This is a genomic window from Pseudomonas sp. LTJR-52 (assembly GCF_003691465.1).
GTDB lineage: Bacteria > Pseudomonadota > Gammaproteobacteria > Pseudomonadales > Pseudomonadaceae > Chryseomonas > Chryseomonas luteola.
This window is the reverse complement of record NZ_CP033105.1, coordinates 5,149,238-5,171,893: the sequence shown is the minus strand read 5'-3', so window position 1 is coordinate 5,171,893 and position 22,656 is coordinate 5,149,238. Positions and strand designations below refer to the sequence as shown.

Here is a 22,656-nt window from a genome sequence, read left to right as displayed (position 1 = left end):
TATCCCTCCCCGCACTAGAAGTACGGGGTATCTCGCGCAAAACTGATGACGGAAGGCAGCAAACGAGTGTTTCTAATGTCAACACGCCCAGTCAGACCGTATCCATATCTCGCTTTACCAAAAGGCCTTTCCTATTCGCCCTTCTGATCAGAACATCTGCATGGCAGGGTTCGCCCAGGCGACACCAACAGGCCAGAACCTTGCCACGCAGCTCCGTTATATCAAGGGCACCCGCCGCCAGCTGCTGATCCAGATACGCTGAAAACAGCGCTATGGCCTGCTCACGACCATGCTCGGCAACACTAAAGGGTTTCCCCACTTGCCCGGCCTGGCAACACGTACAGCACCCTCCGGTAAGCGCGAGCCCTTGGTGCGACGTAGCTGAATGCGTGCAGGCCATTTATTCGTGATCATCAGCCATTAGCTCCAGATGAACACCACTACCCAAGGTATAATGCTCGGTGCAGTAGTGGCGGGTATGGTCGACTATCCAGGCAGGCACAATGTGCTCCCATTCAACTGTTCGGCTCGGTTTGCTGGGTGCGTGCCTGATAGCCGCAATAGTCCAGATCAAAAGTTCATTTCTGGTAAACCCCATGTTTTCATCAGCACCCGCCTGCCAAGGCAGACGGGTGGCGAATGAAGCCAGCCTTCTGTTAGGTCATTGCCTTTGCACGGTTAGTGATAAGGCTGGAGCGCAAACCACTTTATTGCTGCGTGATACTTGCGCTATTTGCCATACCGTTCTGGACGAGCCTGGCCTCGTTATAAATACCGCTCTGCTGCACAGTGGCAACCCCCAGCGACCCGCTCTGAAACACCTCAAGGTTACCGCTGCTTGTATTGTCCTGGCGGGCGGTAACGTCAAGCTCATCACCACGCTGGGTAATGGTCATCCTGCTTGGGAGGCTAAGTTCATTGCTGACCTGAGAGACATCGATGCTGTTATTTGAGCCAATGACATCCGTTAACAGACTAGATGCCGAACCTGTCTGTTGACGCTCCTGCCGAACGTTTACGCTATTGGAGTTCCCATCCAGGTAAGCCTCCATACGGGATGCGCCATTCTGATCGATAGTAAGTCGGTTATCACTGCCGTATATGGAGACAATGGCATCAGGAGCCAAACTGTCACTTTCATTTCGTTGAAGCGCTTCAACAGTATTACCGTTACCTTCCTGTCTTGTCCTGATGTACGCACCTGTACCACTTTGCTCCACAACAGCTGTATTAGCGTTACCAACCTGAATGGCGTCTACGCTGTTACCCATTGGCAGGGTATTTGGGAGTGTCGATACCGAGATCCTATTATTATCTCCGTAAGAGGCAAGGCTTGCGTAATTCAGGTAACCGTCCTGCATGACAGTATGTTCATTGTTATCTCCAGATTGCAGGCTTTGCGCGTAATTCTGGATTCCGCCTTGAGTCACCTCCGACAGGTTTCCACTACCTGCCTGGCTGATAGACCCACCATTAGCAGCCGTGTAGCTTTCACTGCCTGGCTGTTGCTGAACCATTGCCTGATTGGCTGCTCCATTTTGATCGATTTGTATGTTCCCTTCTCCAAACCCATTCTGAAGCGCAGTCGCCCGGTTTCCGGTGCCCACCTGACTTGTCTCGATGGTGTCATATCGGCCCCCTTCCTGACGCTGCAAGGAATAGTTGTCCGATCCTGTCTGGGTAAGTGATGACTTAAGCCCTGTCCCATCCTGATATTGCTCTGCAATGTTGTTATCTGCGTGAATAGCAACGGAGGCCAATAGCAACGTTATCCCTATCGAAAGTGCTGAATGTTTCATAGAAAACTCCCTAAATGCTCATAGATAAGCCGAACTTTTCGACCAAGAGGAGCACCGGCACTCACGCAGCCTGACCTCGCTTTTGTAAACGTCTGCCGGGACCGTCATCCAGACATGGCGGTGGCTTAAAGCATAGTGGATGTTTTGGAAATGACCTTTCACTCCAGATAGATGACAAGTGCGGCAACGTCTGTCTTGGGGAAGCCGGTAGACGCTATTTGCGCCCTGCTGCCTGTTAGTGCCGTGATTTCGGACCGCTGCTCTCCATTGAAAAACAAGCCTGCCAGATCGCCAGTTTCTATCCCGCACTCATGATCAACGCCTCATCCATATCGAACATGGCTGCAGACCTCTTGAGTAGCTTGGAGGTCGCCTTGCTGATATCAAGCGGCAGTCGTTACAGGATTAAAGCGAGCATCAGCCCCAGTGGCGACGCTTCACCTCGATCAGCTGGTAGGCTTCAGTATCAAGGCCGCCGTATAGTTCAATCAAAGGGCCTTCATCACGGCAGAAATTACATTCGTCTGTTTGACCTGTTTTCAGGTCAACTCCCCAATACTCACACGATTGGAGAGGCATACATCGCACGCAATTTGCTGACTCTTATCGACGCTAACATCCAAACGTGCGATGCAAGTGAATATCCGTGCTGCAACAGTATTTGAATTTGGTGTGTCTATAGTGCACAGAGGCACCTCCGCAAAGGAAAGCAAGGACACACCATGCAGGAAGACAGGGACACGTTTATCGCCATGCTTGACGCCCAGGTACAGCACGAAACCCGCTGGCTTAGACGCATTCCTCTCTTGATAGGAATACTGGCCGCTGCAGTAGCCTGCTTTGGCTACGCCATGGGCTACTGGAAGGTCATGACCGTTGCGCTTTTCATTCTCACCATTGGCCTGTCGGCACAGGCTGTACTCTGGTTTGGACTGTGGGATTTGAACAAGCGCAAGTAGATTAGATATACAGCATATACATCCTGATTTACTGAAAATAGCCGCTTTTTCGTAGCCAGCTTTATTGGTCTGAGTGGACTTTCATCAGCGGATTCGTAGGGCAAGGTGGAGTTATCGGACACGGCCAGGAGCCCGCGGTGACCGCCTTCCAACCAACACAAGACACCTTTACCTTCCCTCAAAGTGAGGTTGCAGTCCAGCTGCCCGAGCGCTCACTGGAGCAGAAGATCGAGGGGGCTGTGCAGGCTATCACCGCGCTGATCGAGCAAGGTTGGGATCCGGTCGTGGCCTGGAGCAGTGGCATCACATGAGCAGGTAGAGCGCGAGGCGTTGTGCTTGAAAGAGGTGCTCCTGACTTCGGAGGAGTCTACCTGTAGCCATGACCTGAACTGACACATCAGCGCAGGCTATGGTGCATACCAGCCTGAAAAAGCAGGTTGATCATGAGCACACCTGCTCGCTCATCAGGGCAACGGCATCCTCACCGGCCATAATGCGCATGGGTGAAGCCGGATCGTTTGCCGCACACCATACCGCCTCGGCAACGTCCTGGGCTTTAGTTATCAAGGTCGATTGTGACCATTCAGCAAAGACCTGCTGCGCCAGGTCGGCATAGGCAGCAGGAATACTGTCTTGCATTCGGGGCTGGGCGTTCTTGCCAAAATCAGTCTCAGGTGCGCGGCCTGGAAGCACAAGACGCACCCGCACGTTGAACGGTTCAAGCTCGAGTGCTAGAGACTCGGTGAATGCATTCACTGCTGCCTTGCTTGCCGTATACACGCTTAGCAGCGGTAATGACATGGTCGTTACGCAGGAGGTGACGTTGATGATAACGCCTTCTCGACGCTGTCGGAATTGCGGTAGCACGGCTTGAGTCATCGCTATGGTGCCAAGGGTATTGGTTTCGAAGATACTGCGGATGACGTCCATTGAGCTTCCTTCAAGGGCGCCCAGTAAGCCAACCCCCGCATTATTGACCAACACATCTATCGGCCCTGCGGCCTCAATCGCCTGTTGAATACTGACCGGGTCCGTTACATCCAAGGCAAGTACACGAATGTTTTTTGACGCTGAAAAAGGGCTTTTTTCCGGAGTGCGCATAGTTGCAATGACCTTCCAGTTCCGCTCAAGAAAATAATGAGCAGTGGCCAGGCCAAAACCGGAAGAGCAACCAGTAATCAGTACGGTTTTCATGTGTAGCTTCCATCAGGTGATTGACAGGAGTGGAACAATAAGCTGTTCTGCCCGGACCTTAAATCCCTATAAATCCGGAAATCTTTTGCAGGAGTCCGAATGTCTGACCCGCTCACCGAGGTGGTAACCCTGCTGCAACCCCGCGCCGCTTTATCCAAGGTTATCAGCGGTGCTGGAGCATGGCGCGTTTGCCGAACGGACAATGGCCAACCGTTCTACTGTGCAGTATTTGAAGGAGAATGCAGGTTGTCAGTGACAGGGCATCCAACGATTACCCTGAAAGCCAGTGACTTTGTCCTTATTCCCGCGGCGTATGATTTCACGATGGCCAGCCTTGAACCGATGAGCGACGAGGACGCCTATACCGTACCTGTGGAACTACGATCACAGAACTTCCGGGTTGGCACGTCTGGCGTTCCAGCCGATGTTCAATTACTGGTCGGCCATTGCACATTTGATTCTCCGGATGCAGCTGTGCTGGCATCATTGCTGCCGCAATGGGTGCATGTTCACGGTGAGCGCCGGCTGGCGACGTTGGTGGAGCTGGTAGCCGAAGAAGCACATGGGAAGCGGCCAGCGCGGGATGTTGTCCTGGCGCACCTGGTGGAGGTACTTTTCATCGAAGCCTTGCGCTCCGCCACGAATATAGCCGCTTCGCCTGGGCTCCTGCGAGGGCTCGCTGACGAACGATTGGCTGTAGCAATCCGGCGAATGCATCAACATCCACACAGACCCTGGACCGTTATGCAACTGGCTAAGGAAGCTGCACTCTCCCGCTCGACGTTTTTCGAGCGATTTACCCAGACGCTTGGCACAGCGCCTATGGCGTACCTGCTCACGTGGCGTATGGCGTTGGCCAAACGGCTACTACAGCGTCAGGACAGTAGTATCACTGAGATTGCTCAACAGGTGGGGTACAGTTCAGCTAGCGCTTTCAGTGTTGCGTTTAGCCGATATACAGGGCTTTCCCCCGCGAGGTATTCACGAGGGGAGCTGAGTAAATAAGGCTAAACAGGGCAAGCTGCGTCTAGCCTAGGTGCGTTTGCTCAACCTACGTGATCCCTTAAGGTTAATAAATGAAGGACTTTCCAGGCTTATAACTTGCCGCATCCCGTCAGGCCGAGCGTGCAAGTTGGGTAGCAAAGTCTCGATAGGAGTAGAGTTCTCGCCCCAGGATCCTACGTAAACGCTCTACATCGCCGCTTTCTGGAATCAGTCCGTCAGTAACATAGCGCTCGGCCATAAGGCGCATTTCATAGGCCATCCACTTTGGCATGACATTGGCCATATTCTGTTCAAAACCAGAGGGGTCATCGCCGCCATAGATAACCGGGCGATGCAGTACATCTGTCCAGATAGCAGCCACATCCTGTCCCGTCAGCGTATCGGGTCCTACCAGATTAATCGTTTCGATCGGCAGCTCAGCCGGCAATCGGTCTCGACGGAGCAGTTCAAGGGCAGCAACTTCAGCGATGTCACGGACGTCGACCATGGCGATGCCTTTGCTGCCGATGGGCATTGGATATACACCATGGCTTAGGATCGCCTCCTGAACCATTACCTCATTGTCAATAAAGTAAGAAGGACGAAGGATGGTAGCGCTAAAGCCCATGGCCTTGATCATACGCTCGGCACCTAACTTGACCGCAAAGTGAGGTACGTTTACGAAGCGATCAGCATGTATAACCGACAGATAGACCACCCGCTTAACGCCCGATTCCCGGGCAATATTGAGCGCGACAAGCGCCTGAGTGAATTCGTCTGGTGCCACTGCATTGAGTAGAAAGAACGTAGAGATGCCAGCGAAGGCCTGTCGAAGCGAGCCGATATCAAGCATTTCACCTTGCACAACTTCAACCTGCGCAGGGAAATCTGCGCTTGAAGAATTGCGCACGAGAACGCGGACGTCTGCATTGAGTTCGAGCAACTGTTTAACGACTTGGCGACCAACTCTGCCGGTGGCGCCGGTAACAAGGATAGTCATGATAGTTCTCCGTGGTTGATTTGACTGACGGTTACACTATCAATGGTTTTATTTTGACCCGAAAGACTATAAAAGTAGACTCACTGTTCCATACATGGGACAGTCAATTCAGATGTGTTAATGAATCTGCACTAAGGTACTTAAACGCTGTAGCACGGTGTTATAGGTGAACCAGATGGATCTTCTTGCTCTTACAGATTTCAATCTTGTGGCTCGACACGGTGGATTTGGCCGCGCTGCCCGCGCCTCTGGCCGGCCAAAGGCAACGTTGTCCCGGCGAGTAGCAGACTTGGAACGCAGTCTTGGCCTACGACTATTCGAACGTGGAGCCAGAGCGTTAAAGCTTACCGAAGAAGGAAAAGCGCTTTTTGAGCGTACAAGTGCGCTGCTGATCGAGCTTGACGAAACTACGGCGGCGATCGCGTCGGGTGGAGAACAGCCGAGGGGAACACTGCGAATCAGCGCGCCTCTTTTGTTTGCCCAGACTGCAATGGGCAAGCTTGCAGCTGGCTTTATACTCAAGTTTCCGGAGGTTCGGCTTGAGGTCACCACGGAAGACAGGGCCGTCGACATGATTGAGGAAGGATATGACCTGGTGATTCGGGTTAATCCAGATAGAGACGAAAGCCTTGTAGGAAGAATATTTCTGCGTGACCGGCTTGTGGTTGTCGCAAGTCCACAGCTTGCTCTTCCGGTAGAAAATCTTGCTGTCCCAGCGGTAGTACGAGGATTTTCAAACCAGAGTCCTGGGTGGGAAGTCAACTTATCAGCTGGCAAATCATGTATAGCGGTAAAACCAGTTCTCAGCCTGTCTTCGCTTGTCATGATCCACGATGCAGTCAGAGCGGGTGTTGGGGCTGGATGCCTACCTCTGTCTCTGATAAGCAATGATTTACGCGACGGGACGCTGGTGCACTGGGGTGATCTCGACGGACCAGAAATCGCGCTGTGGGTACTCTACCCATCGAGGCGTTTGTTGAGCGCCCGCGTCTCTGCGTTTCTCAACTATCTTAAAGAAGTATTCCCCACAGGCAGGCCAGACGAGCTGACAGCATTTATTGCAACTTAATGATTTTGATTTAAGTTGACTCTAGCCAATACCGATCGGCTTATGAGCATCATGGACACCACCAACCGCAGGCTTGGAAAAGGTATGTCCTTGCGTGCGCGTATTACGGCTCAACCCGGCTAGGCCATGCGGCGCGAGCTGATAAGCCAGAGCTACACCACCCGGCTGGATCAGCTTTGGACGGTGCGTAGTTGAGAGAGTCGCTTCGACCGGAGAGTGAAAGAAGGTACGGTCAACCTTCCTGCGGAACCGTCCAGAAGATCTGGACATTTCCATCATCGCGAAAGTCCAGGGTCACGTTATCCGTCTCACCAATTCCGCCATGACTTGCTCCCAAGCGTCATCCGGATCACTTTCAAGCCGCTCAAGCAGCACTGTCTTTGCACGCTAGGCAGCTGGACCGTTAATCACGCGCTGAAGACGCATTATCCGTACTTCATAGGGTTTGGATGGCGCAAGAGACGCTATTTTCTTTGCCATGCGCTATTTCACAGTGCAGCTCCTGAACGCCAGGAGCCAATCGACCAATGTTCACTCTATACATGGCTTTCCGCTCACCAGCCGGCTCAACTCTGTACGAACCATGTTGTGATATTGCTGCGGCTCAAGCGCCTCGATCTGAGCGTCTGCCCAGGCCCGAAAGCCTGCCTTGCGCTTTTCCTTTTCGCTGAAAATTCTGCCTGCTTCGGCATAGCTGCGTTCGCGATTATGCTGCCAGAAGGCAAACATCTCGGCCTTTTGGGCCTCAAGCGCGGCTCGATACTTGGCAGGGTGATTAGCAAGGTTCAAGGATAGTGTGGGGCTGGCACTGGACGCGATTTCCATGGGTACAAGAGACTCCTGATACAAGCGGCTCAATCATACCTGCCTCTGCGGCAAGGGTATGTCGGGCCAAGGCAGCCGTGGCCGAGAGGAAGGTAGGTACCTATTGGCGCGCCTGTGCCTCGCCGAAGAGGTACTGCCAGAATACCAGGACCCATTGTGATTACTCGCACAGGAGGGCGCAGGAGGCATTGGTGAACGAGATGAGAGTCAGCCGTGCCGGATCGATTCGCATGTGGCACAGCATGAGTACTATCCGCAGGACCAGGGTGTTGGACTTGCCCGAACCGGTGTCGGCAAATATCCGAGTTGTCACCTGCCGCCCCAGGATCATCGCCCGGATGCGCAGACCGCGCCGGCCGCCACGACCGCAGCGACCATGCGCTGCTGCGACGTAATTGGCCGAAGGCAAAAACACGCAATGAATGATGAACTGAGTATTTCTGACATCGAGCTGGGCCCCGGCAAGGAAGTCGTCAAGGGTTGGGCCTGAGTCTGATGGGGAGACGCGTCGGCGGCAAGCGCCATCTGTTCGTGCCGGCGCGTCTGGCTTGTGGCGAGCAGCATATCGGCACCCGTATTAAACCTAACTCCAATCTGCGGGTCGGGATCGAGCTGCTCGAAGTCATTACGCGGGACGATTGACTTCACGTATCGTGCCTAGACGCAACGGTCGTGCTCCGAACTGTAATGCCTTACTTTGGGTCAGTGCCTCTATCTACAATAGGCAACTCGCTCCGTGAAGCCGTGCCCCCATTGGCTGCCCCGAAGAGGCGATTGGCCAAACACGGACTTTCGCGGTTCCTTATTGGCTCGCTATGATGCGCTGCCAGGGCACCGGACATAGTTCGACCCCCCTCGTATGTTCAGGTAAGTGATCATGAAGATAAACGAAGCCACCCCTTCACTTTATACCTCGACCAGCAAGCCGGCCGGGCGGATCCGCCAGAAGAACGAGGAGCTCATTTTGGCCGCGGCTGCCGAAGAGTTCGCCCGCTACGGCTTCAGGGGCACCAGCATGAAAGCCATCGCCCTGCGAGCCGAACTACCCAAGGCCAACCTGCACTATTACTTCAGCAGCAAGCTGAGCCTGTATGTCGAGGTGATGCGCGACATCCTAGAGCTCTGGGACAGTGCCTTCGATCAACTCACCGTGGAAGACGACCCTGCCACTGCCTTAGCGGACTACATTCGTACCAAAATGGAGTTCTCGCGCAAGCAGCCCCAGGCCTCGAAGATTTTCGCGATGGAAGTTATCAGCGGCTGTGAATGTCTGTCGGAGCATTTCAATCAGGACTATCGCAACTGGTTCCGCAAACGCGCGGCCGTCTTCGAGGCCTGGATCGCTGCCGGCAAGATGGACCGTGTTGATCCGATGCACCTGATCTTTCTTATCTGGAGCAGTACCCAGCACTACGCGGACTTCTCCGACCAGATCAAGCGCCTCACTGATAGCAAGCACATTACCAAAGCCGACTTCGAACTCGGCACGAAGACGCTTATCCAAGTTATTCTCAAGGGCTGCGGGCTGATGCCTCTTAATGCTGTACAAGTGGGTTGAGGCCAAACAGTTCCAATCGCGGCCTACGCGGAGCGCCGCCCGGTTTCCATACGAGGCGTCATGTGATTGTAGGAGGAGCTTTAGCCGCGATCCTGCTTGAAAACTACAGCTCCGCTGGAACATAGAAATTGTGGCTCAAGCCGCTCCGATGCGGGAAATGCAAAATCTATGGGAGATGCTTTAGCTACGATTCTTTAACGCAATGCTCCCAAGTAATCTCCATACTTCCATTCCGCCCCATTCTGAGGCGTTCATTAGCCTTCACATTCAATCAATAGCACCAAACCGGAGCAGCTCATTCGACTGGTCTCTCCCGACAAAAGGCCGCAAGCCACGGCACAACGGCTCCAGATCATTTCCTGACCATCTGGCCAGCTTTTTGCTTAAGCTGACGTCACTAATATCGACTGGATAATCACCATGCTCGAGTCCTCCGACTGGTTGCGCCTGGAACTGCACGGCATCACCAAACGCTATCCAGGTTGCCTGGCCAATGATCGCATCGCCCTTCAGATCAAGCCTGGCGAAATCCATGCGTTGCTCGGGGAGAATGGAGCGGGCAAGAGCACGCTGATGAAGATCATCTATGGCTTGACGCAGCCCGACGGCGGCGAAATTCGCTGGGAAGGGGAGCCTGTTATCATGCGGGACCCAGCCCAGGCGCGGCAACGCGGGGTCGGCATGGTGTTCCAGCACTTCTCTCTTTTTGAGACCCTGACTGTAGCGGAAAACATCGCCCTGGCCTTAGGCCGGTCGGCTGGAACACCGGGGCAGCTCGAACCAAAGATTCGTGAGGTCTCCCAGCGCTACGGCATGCCGCTAGAGCCACAACGGCTCGTGCATAGCCTGTCCATTGGCGAACGTCAACGAGTCGAGATCATTCGTTGCCTAATGCAGGACATCAAATTGCTAATTCTCGATGAGCCCACTTCTGTCCTCACACCGCAAGAGGCCGATGATCTGTTTGTCACGCTGCAACGCCTGGCCAGCGATGGCTGTAGCATCCTTTTCATCAGCCACAAGCTTGGCGAAGTCCGGGCTCTGTGCCAGCGTGCCACGGTGCTGCGGGGTGGTCGGGTTTCCGGTCATTGCGTGCCGGCCAAGTGCTCTGATCTAGAGCTTGCTCGGCTCATGGTTGGCGAGGCCGAGGGGCTGGAAGCGGAGTATCCCAAAGTCGAGGGCAAGACGCCGTTTCTGCAGGTGAGTGCCTTATCGTGGCACAACGCCGATCCGTTCGGCATGTCGCTGAAAGACGTGAGCTTTCAGGTGCGTTCTGGCGAGATCATGGGCATCGCCGGAGTCGCTGGCAACGGGCAGGACGAGCTACTGGCACTGTTATCCGGTGAGCAACGTCTCTCAGCCAAGGACAGCCATTGCGTCTGCTTCGGCGAAAGTCCGATCGCGCACCTGCGGCCCGATGCCCGGCGACGGCTGGGCATGGCTTTCGTCCCGGCCGAGCGCCTCGGTCATGGCGCCGTGCCAGACATGAGCCTGACGGATAATGGCCTACTCACCGCTTTCCAGCAGGAGGGCCTGATCGGCAACGGCCTGATTCGCCATGGCAAGGTCCAGGCGTTTGCGCAACGCGTCATTGAGCGCTTCGCCGTGAAGACACCAAACACCGAAACGGCCGCTCGCAGCCTGTCTGGCGGCAACCTGCAGAAATTCATTCTCGGCCGCGAGATCCTGCAGCAGCCCAGGCTGCTGATCGCCGCGCACCCGACCTGGGGCGTGGACGTCGGCGCGGCGGCGGCGATTCATCGGGCGCTGATCGAACTGCGAGATGCCGGTGCGGCGATCCTGGTAATCTCCGAGGATCTCGAAGAGCTGTTCCAGATCAGCGACCGTATCGCGGCCCTGAGCCATGGCCGTCTCTCGCCGCCTGTGGCGACCGTACGTTGCACGCCCGGCGATGTCGGTCGCTGGATGGCTGGTCAATTCGACGCCCCTACTTCCGCCGCTGCCTGACGAGAACACCGCCATGCTGTTATCCCTCGAACCTCGTGGCCAGCGATCCCGCGCCATGCTGTGGTACTCCCCGGTACTGGCCGGCCTGCTGACGTTGATCAGCGGCGCCCTGCTCTTTGCCATACTCGACCATCCGCCTCTGGAAACCCTGCGCATCCTACTCATCGTCCCGATCAGCGATCTTTACGGCGTCTCCGAACTGCTGGTCAAGGCATTGCCGATCCTGCTCTGTGCGCTGGGCCTGGCGGTGGTCTACCAGGCGCGTATCTGGAACATCGGCGCCGAGGGCCAACTGCTCATTGGCGCGCTGGCCGGCAGCACCGTGGCGGTCAATGTCATCGACTGGGCCTCGTCATGGGCACTGGTACTAGCTCTGCTCGCTGGCATCCTGGGCGGTGCGGCCTGGGCAGGGTTGTGCGCCTGGTTGCGCACGCAGTTCAACGCCAACGAGATCCTGACCAGCATCATGCTCAACTACATCGCGTTGAACCTCCTGCTCTACTGCGTGCATGGTCCGCTGAAGGATCCTCAGGGCTTCAATTTTCCCGAGTCGGCGATGTTTGGCGATGCCACACGCCTGCCGGTCATCATCGACGATCTGCGCGTACATGCCGGACTGTGCTTTGCCCTGCTCGCGCTGGTCGTGGTGTGGGTGCTGCTGCAGAAAAGCTTTCTCGGCTTCCAGATCAAGGTCCTTGGCCTAGACAAGCGCGCCGCCGGTTTCGTCGGCTTTCGCGAGAAACGGCTGATCTGGATTGCGCTGTTGTTCAGCGGGGCACTGGCGGGACTGGCCGGCGTCTGCGAGGTGACCGGCCCGATCGGCCAGCTGGTTCCGCAGGTCTCGCCGGGCTATGGCTACGCCGCGATCACCGTGGCCTTTCTGGGGCGGCTCAATCCGCTCGGCATCGTCTTCGCCAGCTTACTCATGGCCCTGCTCTATCTGGGCGGCGAGAACGCTCAGATGGCGGCCAATCTGCCAACCTCGATCAGCCAGCTATTCCAAGGCATGGTGCTGTTCTACCTGCTGGCGTGCGATGTACTGATCGTCTATCGACTGCGCCTGAAGGGCTGGCCCCGACGCACGCCACGACTCGAACACCAACCGGCCGGCTGACAGGGAGATATGTGATGGATATAGATCTGCTGACGAACCTGTTCTACGCCATGGTGCGCACCGGTACGCCACTGCTGCTGGTGGCACTGGGCGAGCTGGTCTGTGAAAAGAGCGGCGTGCTGAACCTCGGCCAAGAGGGCATGATGCTGTTCGGCGCCGTGGCCGGCTTCATCGCGGCCTTTGCCACCGGCAGCCTCTGGCTCGGCGTGCTGGTGGCCTGCCTGGCAGGCATGCTGTTGTCGCAACTCTTCGCCGTCGTGGCCCTGGGCTTCAATGCCAACCAGGTCGCGACCGGTCTGGCTCTGACCATCTTCGGGGTCGGGCTGTCGTCGTTCGTCGGCGCCGGCTGGGTCGGTAAGCCCCTGGCCGGCTTCGAACCCATCAATCTTCCGTTGCTCAGCGAGATACCCCTGATCGGCCGCATGCTGTTTGGCCAGGATGTGCTGGTGTACCTGTCTTTTGCACTGTTCGTCCTGGTGACCTGGGCGCTGCTCAAGAGCCGCGTCGGTTTAATCATCCAGGCCGTGGGCGAAAACCCTAACGCCGCCAGCGCCATGGGTTTGCCGGTCCTGCGAGTGCGCGTGCTGGCCTTGCTGTTTGGCGGCGCCATGGCCGGGCTGGCGGGCGGGTATCTGTCGCTGGCCTACACGCCGATGTGGGCCGAAAACATGACCGCCGGCCGCGGCTGGATCGCGCTGGCACTGGTGGTCTTCGCCAGCTGGCGCGTGGGACGCGTCCTGCTCGGCGCCTACCTGTTTGGCCTTGCCAGTATCCTACATCTGGTCGCCCAGGGCATCGGCCTGTCGATCCCTGGCAACCTGCTGGCAATGCTGCCCTACATGGCGACCATTATCGTGCTGGTCCTGCTGTCGCGCGACGCTGTAAGGACGCGGTTGTATGCGCCGGTGTCGCTGGGGCAGTCATGGAAGGCGGGTGGTTAAGCTCGATTGCGGCTGAAGCCAAGATGAGTAATCAAAGGCAGGCAACTTTCTTTATGCCTACGTGCTTAACAGCCATCGCAGGATATAAACAAGCCGACGCCAAAATTGCTGAAACGCAGTGCTGCCTACTGTTTTCACCGTGATCCCTAAGCTCGACGTTTGCTACCCTTTCCCTTGCCCCACGGCCCCTGGATCAGCAGACAGGGCATAACTGAGCTGGCTCACGTATCTGAACCCACACTTTCAGGAGGAGCCGGCATGTCCGCTACCCGCCTCTGGATCAAGCATCCCCTCGCCACTTTTACTGCCAACAACCAGGACGCCTCGGGCGGCCTGGTCATCCATGACGGTGTCATCACCGAGTTGCTCGCTGTCGGGCAGTCACCTGCCGCGCCGGTGGACGAGGTGTTTAACGCCCGGGACCATGTCGTACTGCCTGGCCTGGTCAATACCCATCATCACTTCTACCAGACACTCACGCGCGCCTGGGCACCAATGGTCAATCAGCCGCTGTTTCCCTGGCTCAAGACGCTCTACCCCGTCTGGGCCCGGCTCACGCCGGATGCGCTGGCACTGGCCAGCCGCGTGGCGTTGGCTGAGTTGCTGCTGTCGGGCTGCACCACGGCCGCCGACCATCACTACCTGTTTCCAGATGGGCTGGAAGATGCCATCGACATCCAGGTCGAGGCGGTGCGGGCGCTGGGTATGCGCGCGCTGCTCACTCGCGGTTCGATGAGTCTGGGCGAGGCGGACGGCGGTCTGCCGCCACAGCACACGGTGCAGCAGGCCGAGGCGATCCTGCTGGACAGCGAACGCCTGATCGGCCTCTACCATGAGCGGGGCGATGGGGCGCAGATCCAGATCGGTCTGGCACCTTGCTCGCCCTTCTCGGTGACGCCTGACATCATGCGCGCCAGCGCGGCACTGGCCGAACGGCATGACGTCCGCCTGCACACGCATCTGGCCGAAACGCTGGATGAGGAAGAATTCTGCCAGCAGCGTTTCGGCATGCGTACGGTGGACTACCTGGAAAGCGTCGGCTGGCTCGGCCCACGTACCTGGCTGGCCCATGGCATCCATTTTGACGATTGCGAAGTCGCTAGACTCGGCGCAGCGGGTGTCGGCATCTGCCATTGCCCCTGTTCGAACATGCGGCTCGCCTCAGGTATCTGCCGCACCTTGGAGTTGGAAGAAGCCGGCGCCGTGATCGGTCTGGGCGTCGACGGCTCGGCCTCTAACGATGGCTCCAACATGATCCTCGAGGCTCGCCAGGCCCTACTGCTGCAACGATTACGCTACGGGGCAGAGCAGATCACGCCCGAGCGGGTGCTGAGCTGGGCGACCCGGGGATCGGCACACGTCTTGGGGCGTAAGGACATCGGCGAACTCGCTGTCGGCAAGCAGGCGGACCTGGCCCTTTTCAAGCAGGACGAGCTGCAGTTTTCTGGCAGCCACGACCCGGTCGCTGCCCTGCTGGTGTGCGGTGCGCACCGGGCAGACCGCGTCATGGTCGGTGGGCAGTGGCGGGTCGTGGATGGGCAGATCGAAGGGCTGGATGTGGCCGGGCTGATCGCCGATCACCGTCAGGCTGCTAAACGATTGGTCCAGTGAAGGTACGGCGGCGTCTTCCTGTCCGGGAGGACGCCCTTCCCGCACCGTTTTGCAGCGACGACATCCTTTGTTGCACCAACCGGAGTCCATTTCGCGCCGACCACAACGGCCGAGCCCCTGTATCGACGTAACCTGTCCACTTGGTCAACTTTTTGCAGTGGACGAGCGTGCCGTGGAGCATCCGGCCTTCCCACTATAGGAGCGTCATCTCGTCATGCAAAGAAGCATTCGCTCGAAATTGCTGCGCACGCTAGTCGCAGCCATGGGTTTCACCGCCGCGCTGAGCGCCTCGGCTGCCGATCCGCTGAAGGTCGGCTTCGTCTATGTTGGCCCGGTCGGCGACCACGGCTGGACCTACCAGCATGAACAGGGTCGGCAGCAGGTTGCCGAGCATTTCGGCGACAAGGTGCAGACAACCTTCGTCGAGAACGTGGCGGAAGGCGCCGATGCCGAACGGGTCATCCGCAACATGGCAAAAAGCGGCTACGACCTCATCTTCACCACCTCCTTCGGCTACATGAACGCCACGACCAAGGTTGCCAAGCAGTTCCCCAAAGTGAAGTTCGAGCACGCCACGGGCTATAAACAGGACAAGAACCTCGGCACCTATCTGGCACGCTCCTATGAAGGCCGTTACGTAGGCGGTTTTCTCGCGGCCAAGATGACCAAGAGCAAGATCGTCGGCTACGTGGCCTCCTTCCCCATTCCCGAGGTAATCCGCGACATCAACTCGATCCAGCTGGCTCTGAACAAGTACAACCCAGGCACTGAGCTCAAGGTGGTCTGGGTAAATACCTGGTTCGACCCGGGTAAGGAAGCCGATGCCGCCAATGCCCTGATCGATCAGGGCGCAGACGTCATCTTCCAGCACACCGACAGTCCGGCCCCGATCCAGGCCGCTAAGCGTCGGGGTGTCTACTCCATCGGTTACGCCTCAGACATGGCCCACTTCGGCCCGAAGGCTGTGCTGACCTCCATTGTCAACAACTGGGGCCCTTATTACATCCAGACCACTCAGGCGGTTATGGATGGCACTTGGAAGCCACAGGATTTCTGGGGTGGCCTGCATGACGACACCATCGAGCTGCCGATCAGCGATCTGGTACCCGCCGACGTGAAAGGCGAAGCCGAACAGATCATCGTCGACATCAAAAGCGGTGACTTCCATCCCTTCACCGGCCCGATCAAGGACCAGAGCGGCAAGGTTCGGATCGCCGAAGGCGCGACGGCTACCACGGCGGACCTCGCCGGCATGAATTACTACGTGGAAGGCGTAAAAGCCGAGTTGCCGCAGTGAAACGATGGGACGCCTTTGCAGCGCCCGTTTCTCGCGAGCGAGAGCCAAACGGTGGCGAAGCGAAGACGTTTCAATACTGTTGGACCTATTGCCGCACATCGTGAACAACCGTTTAGCGAGCAAGCCATCACCATGACCCAGTCACTGCCCATCATTGATATCGCGCCGCTCTATTCTGCCGAGGACACCGGCTGGCAGACCGTTGCCTGTGACATTGACCTAGCCTGTCGCACCTGGGGCTTTTTCTATATCAAGGGGCACCCGATTCCTGCCACGCGGCTTGCACAACTGCAGGACTATGCCCAGCGCTTCTTCGCACTGCCTGCCGAGGAAAAGCTGAAGATCGACATTACGCAGAGCCAGCACCATCGTGGCTATGGCGCCGTGGCGACCGAACAACTAGACCCAAACCTGCCGAGCGACCTGAAGGAAACCTTCGACATGGGTTTTCATGTGCCGGCCAATCACCCGGACGTACTGGCCGGCAAGCCGCTGCGCGGGCCTAACCGGCATCCGGATCTGGAGGGCTGGGAGGCACTGCTGGAAACCCACTACCAGGACATGCAAGCCCTGGCCTGTACCGTCCTACGCGCCATTACCCTCGCCCTGGGCATCGACCGAGACTTTTTCGACCAGCGCTTCGTCGCGCCCATGAGCGCGTTTCGCATGATCCACTATCCACCGCGCCAGAGCGCTGGCGATACTAAGCAGCAAGGTGCCGGAGCACACACAGATTACGGCTGCGTCACGCTGCTTCATCAGGATCAGGTCGGCGGCTTGCAGGTCAGGAGCATTCAGGGCGACTGGATCGATGCGCCACCCATCGAAGGTACCTACGTGGTCAACATCGGCGACATGATGGCGCGCTGGAGCAATGATCGTTACAAGTCGACACCCCATCGGGTAATCAGTCCCAGCGGAGTGGACCGCTACTCCATGCCATTCTTCGCCGAGCCCGATCCGGACACCTTGATCAGCTGCCTGCCTGGCTGCCACGGGCCGGACACTCCACCCAAGTACCCGGACACCACGGCCGCTGCGTGGCTGCTGTCGCGCTTTGCCGACACCTACGCTTATCGCCGCGAATCCCAAACGTCCGCCGTCTGATTTAATCTGCTGGAGATCGCTTTGATGAACGCACGCTCGACTATGTGGCGCGGTTTGCCGCTCACCCGTCAATTCATGGCTGATCGATCAGCTTTTAATCGGCTACAAAGCCATCTATCGTGCAGCAAACGCTCGAAGCGCTCCGCATCCTGTAGAGGTGCCGCATGATCCAGTTCTTGCTCAATCAGGCATTGCGTACCGAAACCGCACTCGACCCGAACATGACCGTGCTCGAGTTCCTGCGCGAACAGGCTGGCAAGAGAGGCACCAAGGAAGGCTGCGCCTCGGGCGACTGCGGTGCCTGTACCGTGGTGGTGGCCGAACGGGAAGGCGCGCCGGGCCAGGAGCGCCTGCGCTACCGCACGCTCAATTCGTGTCTAACCTTCGTATCGGCCTTGCATGGCAAGCAACTGATCACGGTGGAAGATCTCAAGCACCAGGGGCAGCTGCACAGCGTGCAGCAGGCCATGGTGGATTGCCATGGCTCGCAGTGCGGCTTCTGCACGCCCGGCTTTGTCATGTCCCTGTTCGCCTTGCAGAAAAACAGCCAGACGGCGGACAGAGCGCAAGCTCATGAAGCGCTGGCCGGCAACCTGTGCCGCTGCACCGGCTACCGACCGATCCTCGCCGCCGCTAAACAGAGCTGCAGCCAGCATGTGCCCGATCAGTTCGATGCCGCCGAAGCGCAGACACTGGCGCGTCTGCAAGCCATCGCCCCGCAGACGACCGCTGAGCTCAATGACGGCCATAAGCGCTGCCTGGTGCCCTTGACCGTCGAGGCACTGGCTTCGCTCTACGAGGCGAATCCCGACGCACGGCTCCTGGCCGGTGGCACTGACCTGGCCCTAGAGGTCACCCAGTTGCATCGCGAGCTGCCATTGATGATCGCCGTCGGGCATGTAGCCGAGATGAAGCAGGTCGAGCGACGGGACGATGGCCTCGAACTGGGCGCCGCCGCACCTTTGTCCGACTGCTACGCATTGCTGGCCAAGGAATACCCTGACTTTGGCGCGCTGCTGCACCGCTTCGCCTCCCTGCAAATCCGTAACCAAGGCACGCTGGGCGGCAATATCGGCAACGCTTCGCCGATCGGTGACTCGCCGCCGCTTTTGATCGCCCTGGGCGCCGAGCTTGTGCTACGCCAAGGCATACGCCGCCGTACGCTGGCGCTGGAAGACTACTTCATCGACTACAAGATCACCGCTTGCGAGCAAGGTGAGTTCATCGAGCGCATTCGCGTACCGCTGGCCAGTGCCGATCAGCAATTTCGCGCCTATAAAGTGTCCAAACGTCTGGACGATGACATCTCCGCCGTCTGCGCCGCCTTCAACCTGACGATTATTGATGGCATGGTTCGCCAAATACGTATTGCCTACGGTGGCATGGCGGCGATCCCCAAACGCGCGCAGCGCTGCGAAGCAGTGTTGACCGATGCCGAGTGGTCAGCGGAGGCCATCGAACTTGCCTGCACCGCGCTGACGGAGGATTTCACGCCCCTGACCGACTTCCGCGCCAGCCGCGAATATCGTCTACTCGTGGCGCAAAACCTATTGCGCAAATGCTTTCACGAGCTCACCACACCAGGCCTCGACACACGGGTGACCGCCTATGTCTGATCTGCTGCACAAGAAGTCTCAGGACGAACTCGCCGCCCTGTTCCAGGAGGGCATAGTCACTGGCGTTGGCCGCAGCGTCAAGCACGACAGTGCCACCCGACACGTCACCGGTGAAGCCCAATACATTGACGACCGCCTGGAGTTTCCCAACCAGCTGCACGTCTATGCGCGCGTCTCCGACCGCGCCCACGCACGCATCCTGCGCATCGATACGACGCCTTGCTATAGCGTGCCGGGCGTCGTGCGGGTCATCACCGCCGACGACGTACCTGGTCAGCTGGACATCGGCCCGGTCTTCAAGGGCGATCCGCTGTTGGCCAAGGACAAGGTCGAGTTTATCGGCCAGCCCGTGGTGGCCGTGGCCGCGACCACCCTGGACGTGGCGCGACAGGCCGCTCGGCTCGCTGTGATCGAATACGAGGATCTGGAGCCGGTGCTGGATGTAGTCGAAGCGCTGCGCAAGCGGCATTTCGTGCTCGACAGCCATACCCACCAGCGCGGCAATGCGGTCAACGCATTGAACCATGCACCGCATCGCCTGCAGGGCACGCTGCACATCGGTGGTCAGGAACATTTCTATCTCGAAACCCAGATCGCCTCGGTCATGCCCACCGAGGATGGCGGTATGATCGTCTACAGTTCGACCCAGAACCCCACCGAGATCCAAAAGCTCGTCGCCGAAGTGCTGGGCGTGCCGATGAACAAGGTCGTGATCGACATGCGTCGCATGGGAGGCGGCTTCGGCGGCAAGGAAACCCAGGCCGCAAGCCCCGCGTGCCTGTGCGCGGTGATCGCGCACCTGACCGGCCAACCGACCAAGATGCGTCTGCCCCGTGTCGAAGACATGCAGATGACCGGCAAGCGTCATCCGTTCTATGTCGAATACGACGTCGGCTTCGACGATGACGGACGGCTGCACGGCATCCAGATCGACCTGGCCGGCAATTGCGGTTATTCGCCAGACCTTTCCGGCGCCATCGTCGACCGGGCCATGTTCCATGCCGACAACGCCTATTACCTGGGCGATGCCGTCATCCATGGCCATCGCTGCAAGACTCACACGGCGTCCAATACCGCCTACCGGGGATTCGGCGGCCCGCAGGGCATGCTGGCCATCGAAGAGATCATGGACCGTATCGCCCGTACTCTGGGCAAGGACCCGCTCGAAATACGCAAGCTCAACTACTACAGCCAGGACGCGCGCAACGAGACCCACTATTTCCAGACCGTCGAGCACAACCTGCTTGCAGAAATGACCGCCGAGCTGGAGGCGAGCGCCGACTACGCGCAGCGGCGCGCCGAGATTCGCATGTTCAATGCCCGCAGCCCGGTGCTGAAAAAGGGGCTGGCCCTGACGCCGGTCAAGTTCGGCATCAGCTTCACGTCGAGCTTTCTCAACCAGGCCGGCGCGCTGATCCACATCTATACGGATGGCAGCATCCACCTGAATCATGGCGGTACCGAGATGGGCCAGGGTCTGAACACCAAGGTCGCGCAGATAGTGGCCGAAGTATTCCAGGTCGATATCGAGCGCATCCAAATCACCGCCACCAATACAGGCAAGGTGCCAAATACATCTCCTACAGCAGCCTCTAGTGGGGCTGACCTCAACGGCAAGGCTGCGCAGAACGCGGCCCTGACTCTCCGCCAGCGGCTAGTCGACTTCGCGGCGCGGCATTTCGAGGTGGACACGGTGGCCATCGAACTCCGTAACGGGCAGGTGCGGATAGAGGATCGCTATATCAGTTTCGAGGAGCTGATTACCCTTGCCTATATCGGACAGGTATCGCTGTCGAGCACGGGTTTCTACAGCACGCCAAAGATCCATTACGACCGCAGCCAGGCCCGGGGCCGGCCGTTCTATTACTTCGCATTCGGAGCTGCCTGTTCCGAGGTGATCGTTGACACCCTGACGGGTGAATACAAGATGCTGCGTAGCGACATCCTCCATGATGTTGGTGCCTCGCTGAACCCGGCCATCGACATCGGTCAGGTGGAAGGTGGCTTCATCCAGGGCATGGGCTGGCTGACCATGGAAGAACTCGTCTGGAGCGACCAGGGCAAACTGCTGACCTCCGGCCCCGCCAGCTACAAGATCCCTACCGTGGCGGACATGCCGCTGGATTTGCGGGTCACGCTGGTGGAAAACCGCAAGAATCCGGAAGACACTGTGTTTCATTCCAAGGCCGTAGGCGAACCGCCGTTTATGCTGGGTATTTCCGTCTGGTGCGCGATCAAGGACGCCGTGGCGAGCCTGGCGGATTATCGGGTTCAGCCCGACATCGACGCGCCGGCCACTCCAGAACGGGTGCTCTGGGGCGTGCAGCAGATGAGGCAGGCCGTCGCGAAGAAAGCCGCCACGGTCGAAACCGCGTCTACCCCGGCCTGAACAGGAGCGATCATGAGGCTTCAATTGATGGTTTCTGTAGGATGGGTTGAGCCTGTAATACCCATCGCCTTTTGGCCACTGTTGGGTATCGCTCCGCTCAACCCATCCTACGAAAAGACCGTGCCCTGCCGAACCAAGACAACCTGTTTCGCATCCCCCTTCCCCATCACCGAGGCGCACCATGAATAACACGGGCTGGATCGAAGCCCTGGCCGATCTGCAGCGCCGCGGCGAGCCGTGCGTGCTGGTGACGCTGGTAGAGGAAAAAGGCTCCACGCCACGCAACGCCGGCTCAAAGATGGTCATTACGCTGAAGAAATGCTTCGACACCCTGGGCGGTGGTCATTTGGAATACAAGGCCATGCACATCGCCCGCGACTTGCTGGAGCGTGGCGAGCAGGCCACTCGGCTGGAGCGCTTCGTCCTCGGCGCCAGCCTCGGCCAATGCTGTGGCGGCTCGGCCACGCTGCTGTTCGAGCCGCTTGGCCAGCCGCAGGCGCAGATCGCCGTGTTCGGGGCCGGTCATGTTGGCCGGGCGCTGGTGCCACTGCTGGCCAGCCTGCCCTGCCGGGTGCGCTGGATCGACAGTCGCGATGAGGAATTCCCACCTGCCATTCCAGAGGGCGTGAAAAAGATCGTGACCGACGATCCGGTTGTCGAGGTGAATGATATGCCGCCCGGCAGCTATTTCATCGTCATGACCCACAATCATCCCCTGGACCTGGAGTTGACGACCGCTATCCTGCAGCGCAACGATTTTGCCTATTACGGTCTGATCGGCTCGAAAACCAAGCGGGCTCGCTTCGAGCATCGCCTGCGTGAACGCGACTTCGCCCCGGACGTGGTTCAGCGCATGCGTTGCCCGCTGGGGATTGCCGAGGTCAAAGGCAAACTGCCGATGGAAATCGCCATTTCGGTCGCGGGCGAGGTCATCGCAGTCTATAACCGGGATTTCGGTAAAAAGACGAACGCTGAACGGGCTATAGATAGCGCCCTCCCGGCCGTGACCTAAGCGGAGGGATGATGTAATGGTGCTCAAAAATTGTGTCTGGAGCCGCTCCCACCGGTCATCTGTTGGTTAGGCTGAGCTCCGCAAAGCCCAACAACCGAATAACCAGATACCCTGGAAGCGACCAGATGGCGCTCTGCTTCAGCCGCGATGTCGATATCGCGGCTGAAGCAGGATGCCGCCCAGCTGCTCCTACGGATAACTTTCTCTACCACA

22 protein-coding genes and 2 pseudogenes are annotated in these 22,656 nt (G+C 58.1%); 17 read left to right on the top strand and 7 right to left on the bottom strand.

Annotation, left to right across the window (positions count from 1 at the left end; translation table 11 throughout):
• Positions 1–91 precede the first annotated feature (91 nt).
• Positions 92–400, bottom strand: a complete 309-nt coding sequence (locus EAW52_RS23890) for a DUF4326 domain-containing protein (RefSeq protein WP_256680676.1) — start codon at positions 398–400, stop codon at positions 92–94.
• A 307-nt stretch (positions 401–707) separates the two neighbouring features.
• On the bottom strand, positions 708–1,799 hold the full coding sequence (locus EAW52_RS23885) for a hypothetical protein (protein WP_122044348.1): 1,092 nt from the start codon (positions 1,797–1,799) through the stop codon (positions 708–710).
• A gap of 722 nt (positions 1,800–2,521) precedes the next feature.
• Between EAW52_RS23885 and EAW52_RS23875 the strand changes: the two genes are divergently transcribed.
• Positions 2,522–2,758, top strand: a complete 237-nt coding sequence (locus EAW52_RS23875) for a hypothetical protein (RefSeq protein WP_122044347.1) — start codon at positions 2,522–2,524, stop codon at positions 2,756–2,758.
• Positions 2,759–2,895: 137 nt separating this feature from the next.
• Positions 2,896–3,069, top strand: a complete 174-nt coding sequence (locus EAW52_RS26070) for a hypothetical protein (RefSeq protein WP_162997704.1) — start codon at positions 2,896–2,898, stop codon at positions 3,067–3,069.
• 130 nt (positions 3,070–3,199) lie between these two features.
• On the opposite strand, the gene EAW52_RS23870 is transcribed toward EAW52_RS26070, so the two are convergent.
• Positions 3,200–3,952, bottom strand: a complete 753-nt coding sequence (locus EAW52_RS23870; protein ID WP_122044346.1) for an SDR family oxidoreductase — start codon at positions 3,950–3,952, stop codon at positions 3,200–3,202.
• Between the two features lie 99 nt (positions 3,953–4,051).
• Between EAW52_RS23870 and EAW52_RS23865 the strand changes: the two genes are divergently transcribed.
• Positions 4,052–4,957: an AraC family transcriptional regulator gene (locus EAW52_RS23865; protein WP_073450503.1), complete on the top strand. Its 906-nt coding sequence runs from the start codon at positions 4,052–4,054 to the stop codon at positions 4,955–4,957.
• A gap of 109 nt (positions 4,958–5,066) precedes the next feature.
• On the opposite strand, the gene EAW52_RS23860 is transcribed toward EAW52_RS23865, so the two are convergent.
• Positions 5,067–5,936, bottom strand: a complete 870-nt coding sequence (locus EAW52_RS23860) for an SDR family oxidoreductase (RefSeq protein WP_122044345.1) — start codon at positions 5,934–5,936, stop codon at positions 5,067–5,069.
• Positions 5,937–6,111: 175 nt separating this feature from the next.
• Here EAW52_RS23860 and EAW52_RS23855 point away from each other — a divergent pair, with 175 nt between their 5' ends.
• A complete protein-coding gene (locus EAW52_RS23855; protein ID WP_122044344.1) occupies positions 6,112–7,005 on the top strand; it encodes a LysR family transcriptional regulator in 894 nt (297 codons plus the stop codon).
• Between the two features lie 126 nt (positions 7,006–7,131).
• A complete protein-coding gene (locus EAW52_RS27015) occupies positions 7,132–7,200 on the top strand; it encodes a DUF4113 domain-containing protein (RefSeq protein ID WP_256680860.1) in 69 nt (22 codons plus the stop codon).
• A 37-nt stretch (positions 7,201–7,237) separates the two neighbouring features.
• Here the strand turns inward: EAW52_RS27015 and EAW52_RS27010 are convergent, their stop codons facing one another.
• The 3 genes and pseudogenes from EAW52_RS27010 to EAW52_RS23835 all read right to left on the bottom strand — a co-directional run.
• Positions 7,238–7,303 (bottom strand): hypothetical protein, encoded by a 66-nt coding sequence (locus EAW52_RS27010; RefSeq protein ID WP_372238936.1) that lies wholly within the window; start codon positions 7,301–7,303, stop codon positions 7,238–7,240.
• 233 nt (positions 7,304–7,536) lie between these two features.
• The gene (locus EAW52_RS23840; protein ID WP_122044343.1) at positions 7,537–7,830 is read right to left on the bottom strand and encodes a hypothetical protein; all 294 of its coding nucleotides are present in this window, start codon (positions 7,828–7,830) and stop codon (positions 7,537–7,539) included.
• Between the two features lie 103 nt (positions 7,831–7,933).
• Positions 7,934–8,161, bottom strand: a pseudogene (locus tag EAW52_RS23835) (UvrD-helicase domain-containing protein); the annotation flags it as partial.
• A 120-nt stretch (positions 8,162–8,281) separates the two neighbouring features.
• On the opposite strand from EAW52_RS23835, the pseudogene EAW52_RS23830 reads away from it, so the two are divergent.
• The 12 genes and pseudogenes from EAW52_RS23830 to xdhC form a co-directional block, all read left to right on the top strand.
• Positions 8,282–8,472, top strand: a pseudogene (locus tag EAW52_RS23830) (FKBP-type peptidyl-prolyl cis-trans isomerase); the annotation flags it as partial.
• A 235-nt stretch (positions 8,473–8,707) separates the two neighbouring features.
• Positions 8,708–9,388: a TetR/AcrR family transcriptional regulator gene (locus EAW52_RS23825; RefSeq protein WP_122044342.1), complete on the top strand. Its 681-nt coding sequence runs from the start codon at positions 8,708–8,710 to the stop codon at positions 9,386–9,388.
• Positions 9,389–9,808: 420 nt separating this feature from the next.
• The gene (locus tag EAW52_RS23820; RefSeq protein ID WP_122044341.1) at positions 9,809–11,356 is read left to right on the top strand and encodes an ABC transporter ATP-binding protein; all 1,548 of its coding nucleotides are present in this window, start codon (positions 9,809–9,811) and stop codon (positions 11,354–11,356) included.
• 13 nt (positions 11,357–11,369) lie between these two features.
• Complete coding sequence (locus EAW52_RS23815) at positions 11,370–12,470, top strand: ABC transporter permease (RefSeq protein WP_122044340.1); 1,101 nt, start codon at positions 11,370–11,372, stop codon at positions 12,468–12,470.
• A gap of 14 nt (positions 12,471–12,484) precedes the next feature.
• Positions 12,485–13,411 carry an ABC transporter permease gene (locus EAW52_RS23810; protein ID WP_122044339.1) on the top strand — a complete coding sequence of 309 codons (927 nt, stop codon included), beginning with the start codon at positions 12,485–12,487 and terminating at the stop codon, positions 13,409–13,411.
• 258 nt (positions 13,412–13,669) lie between these two features.
• The gene (locus EAW52_RS23805) at positions 13,670–15,022 is read left to right on the top strand and encodes an 8-oxoguanine deaminase (RefSeq protein WP_122044338.1); all 1,353 of its coding nucleotides are present in this window, start codon (positions 13,670–13,672) and stop codon (positions 15,020–15,022) included.
• A 214-nt stretch (positions 15,023–15,236) separates the two neighbouring features.
• Positions 15,237–16,319 carry a BMP family ABC transporter substrate-binding protein gene (locus tag EAW52_RS23800; protein ID WP_122044337.1) on the top strand — a complete coding sequence of 361 codons (1,083 nt, stop codon included), beginning with the start codon at positions 15,237–15,239 and terminating at the stop codon, positions 16,317–16,319.
• Between the two features lie 132 nt (positions 16,320–16,451).
• The gene (locus tag EAW52_RS23795) at positions 16,452–17,426 is read left to right on the top strand and encodes a 2-oxoglutarate and iron-dependent oxygenase domain-containing protein (protein ID WP_122044906.1); all 975 of its coding nucleotides are present in this window, start codon (positions 16,452–16,454) and stop codon (positions 17,424–17,426) included.
• Between the two features lie 164 nt (positions 17,427–17,590).
• Positions 17,591–19,042 (top strand): xanthine dehydrogenase small subunit, encoded by a 1,452-nt coding sequence (gene xdhA / locus EAW52_RS23790; RefSeq protein WP_122044336.1) that lies wholly within the window; start codon positions 17,591–17,593, stop codon positions 19,040–19,042.
• A complete protein-coding gene (gene xdhB / locus EAW52_RS23785) occupies positions 19,035–21,431 on the top strand; it encodes a xanthine dehydrogenase molybdopterin binding subunit (protein ID WP_122044335.1) in 2,397 nt (798 codons plus the stop codon). The genes xdhA and xdhB overlap by 8 nt, the downstream gene beginning before the upstream one ends.
• 12 nt (positions 21,432–21,443) lie before the next feature.
• Positions 21,444–21,620 (top strand): hypothetical protein, encoded by a 177-nt coding sequence (locus tag EAW52_RS26065; protein ID WP_162997703.1) that lies wholly within the window; start codon positions 21,444–21,446, stop codon positions 21,618–21,620.
• On the top strand, positions 21,613–22,443 hold the full coding sequence (xdhC, locus tag EAW52_RS23780) for a xanthine dehydrogenase accessory protein XdhC (RefSeq protein WP_122044334.1): 831 nt from the start codon (positions 21,613–21,615) through the stop codon (positions 22,441–22,443). The genes EAW52_RS26065 and xdhC overlap by 8 nt, the downstream gene beginning before the upstream one ends.
• Positions 22,444–22,656 lie beyond the last annotated feature (213 nt).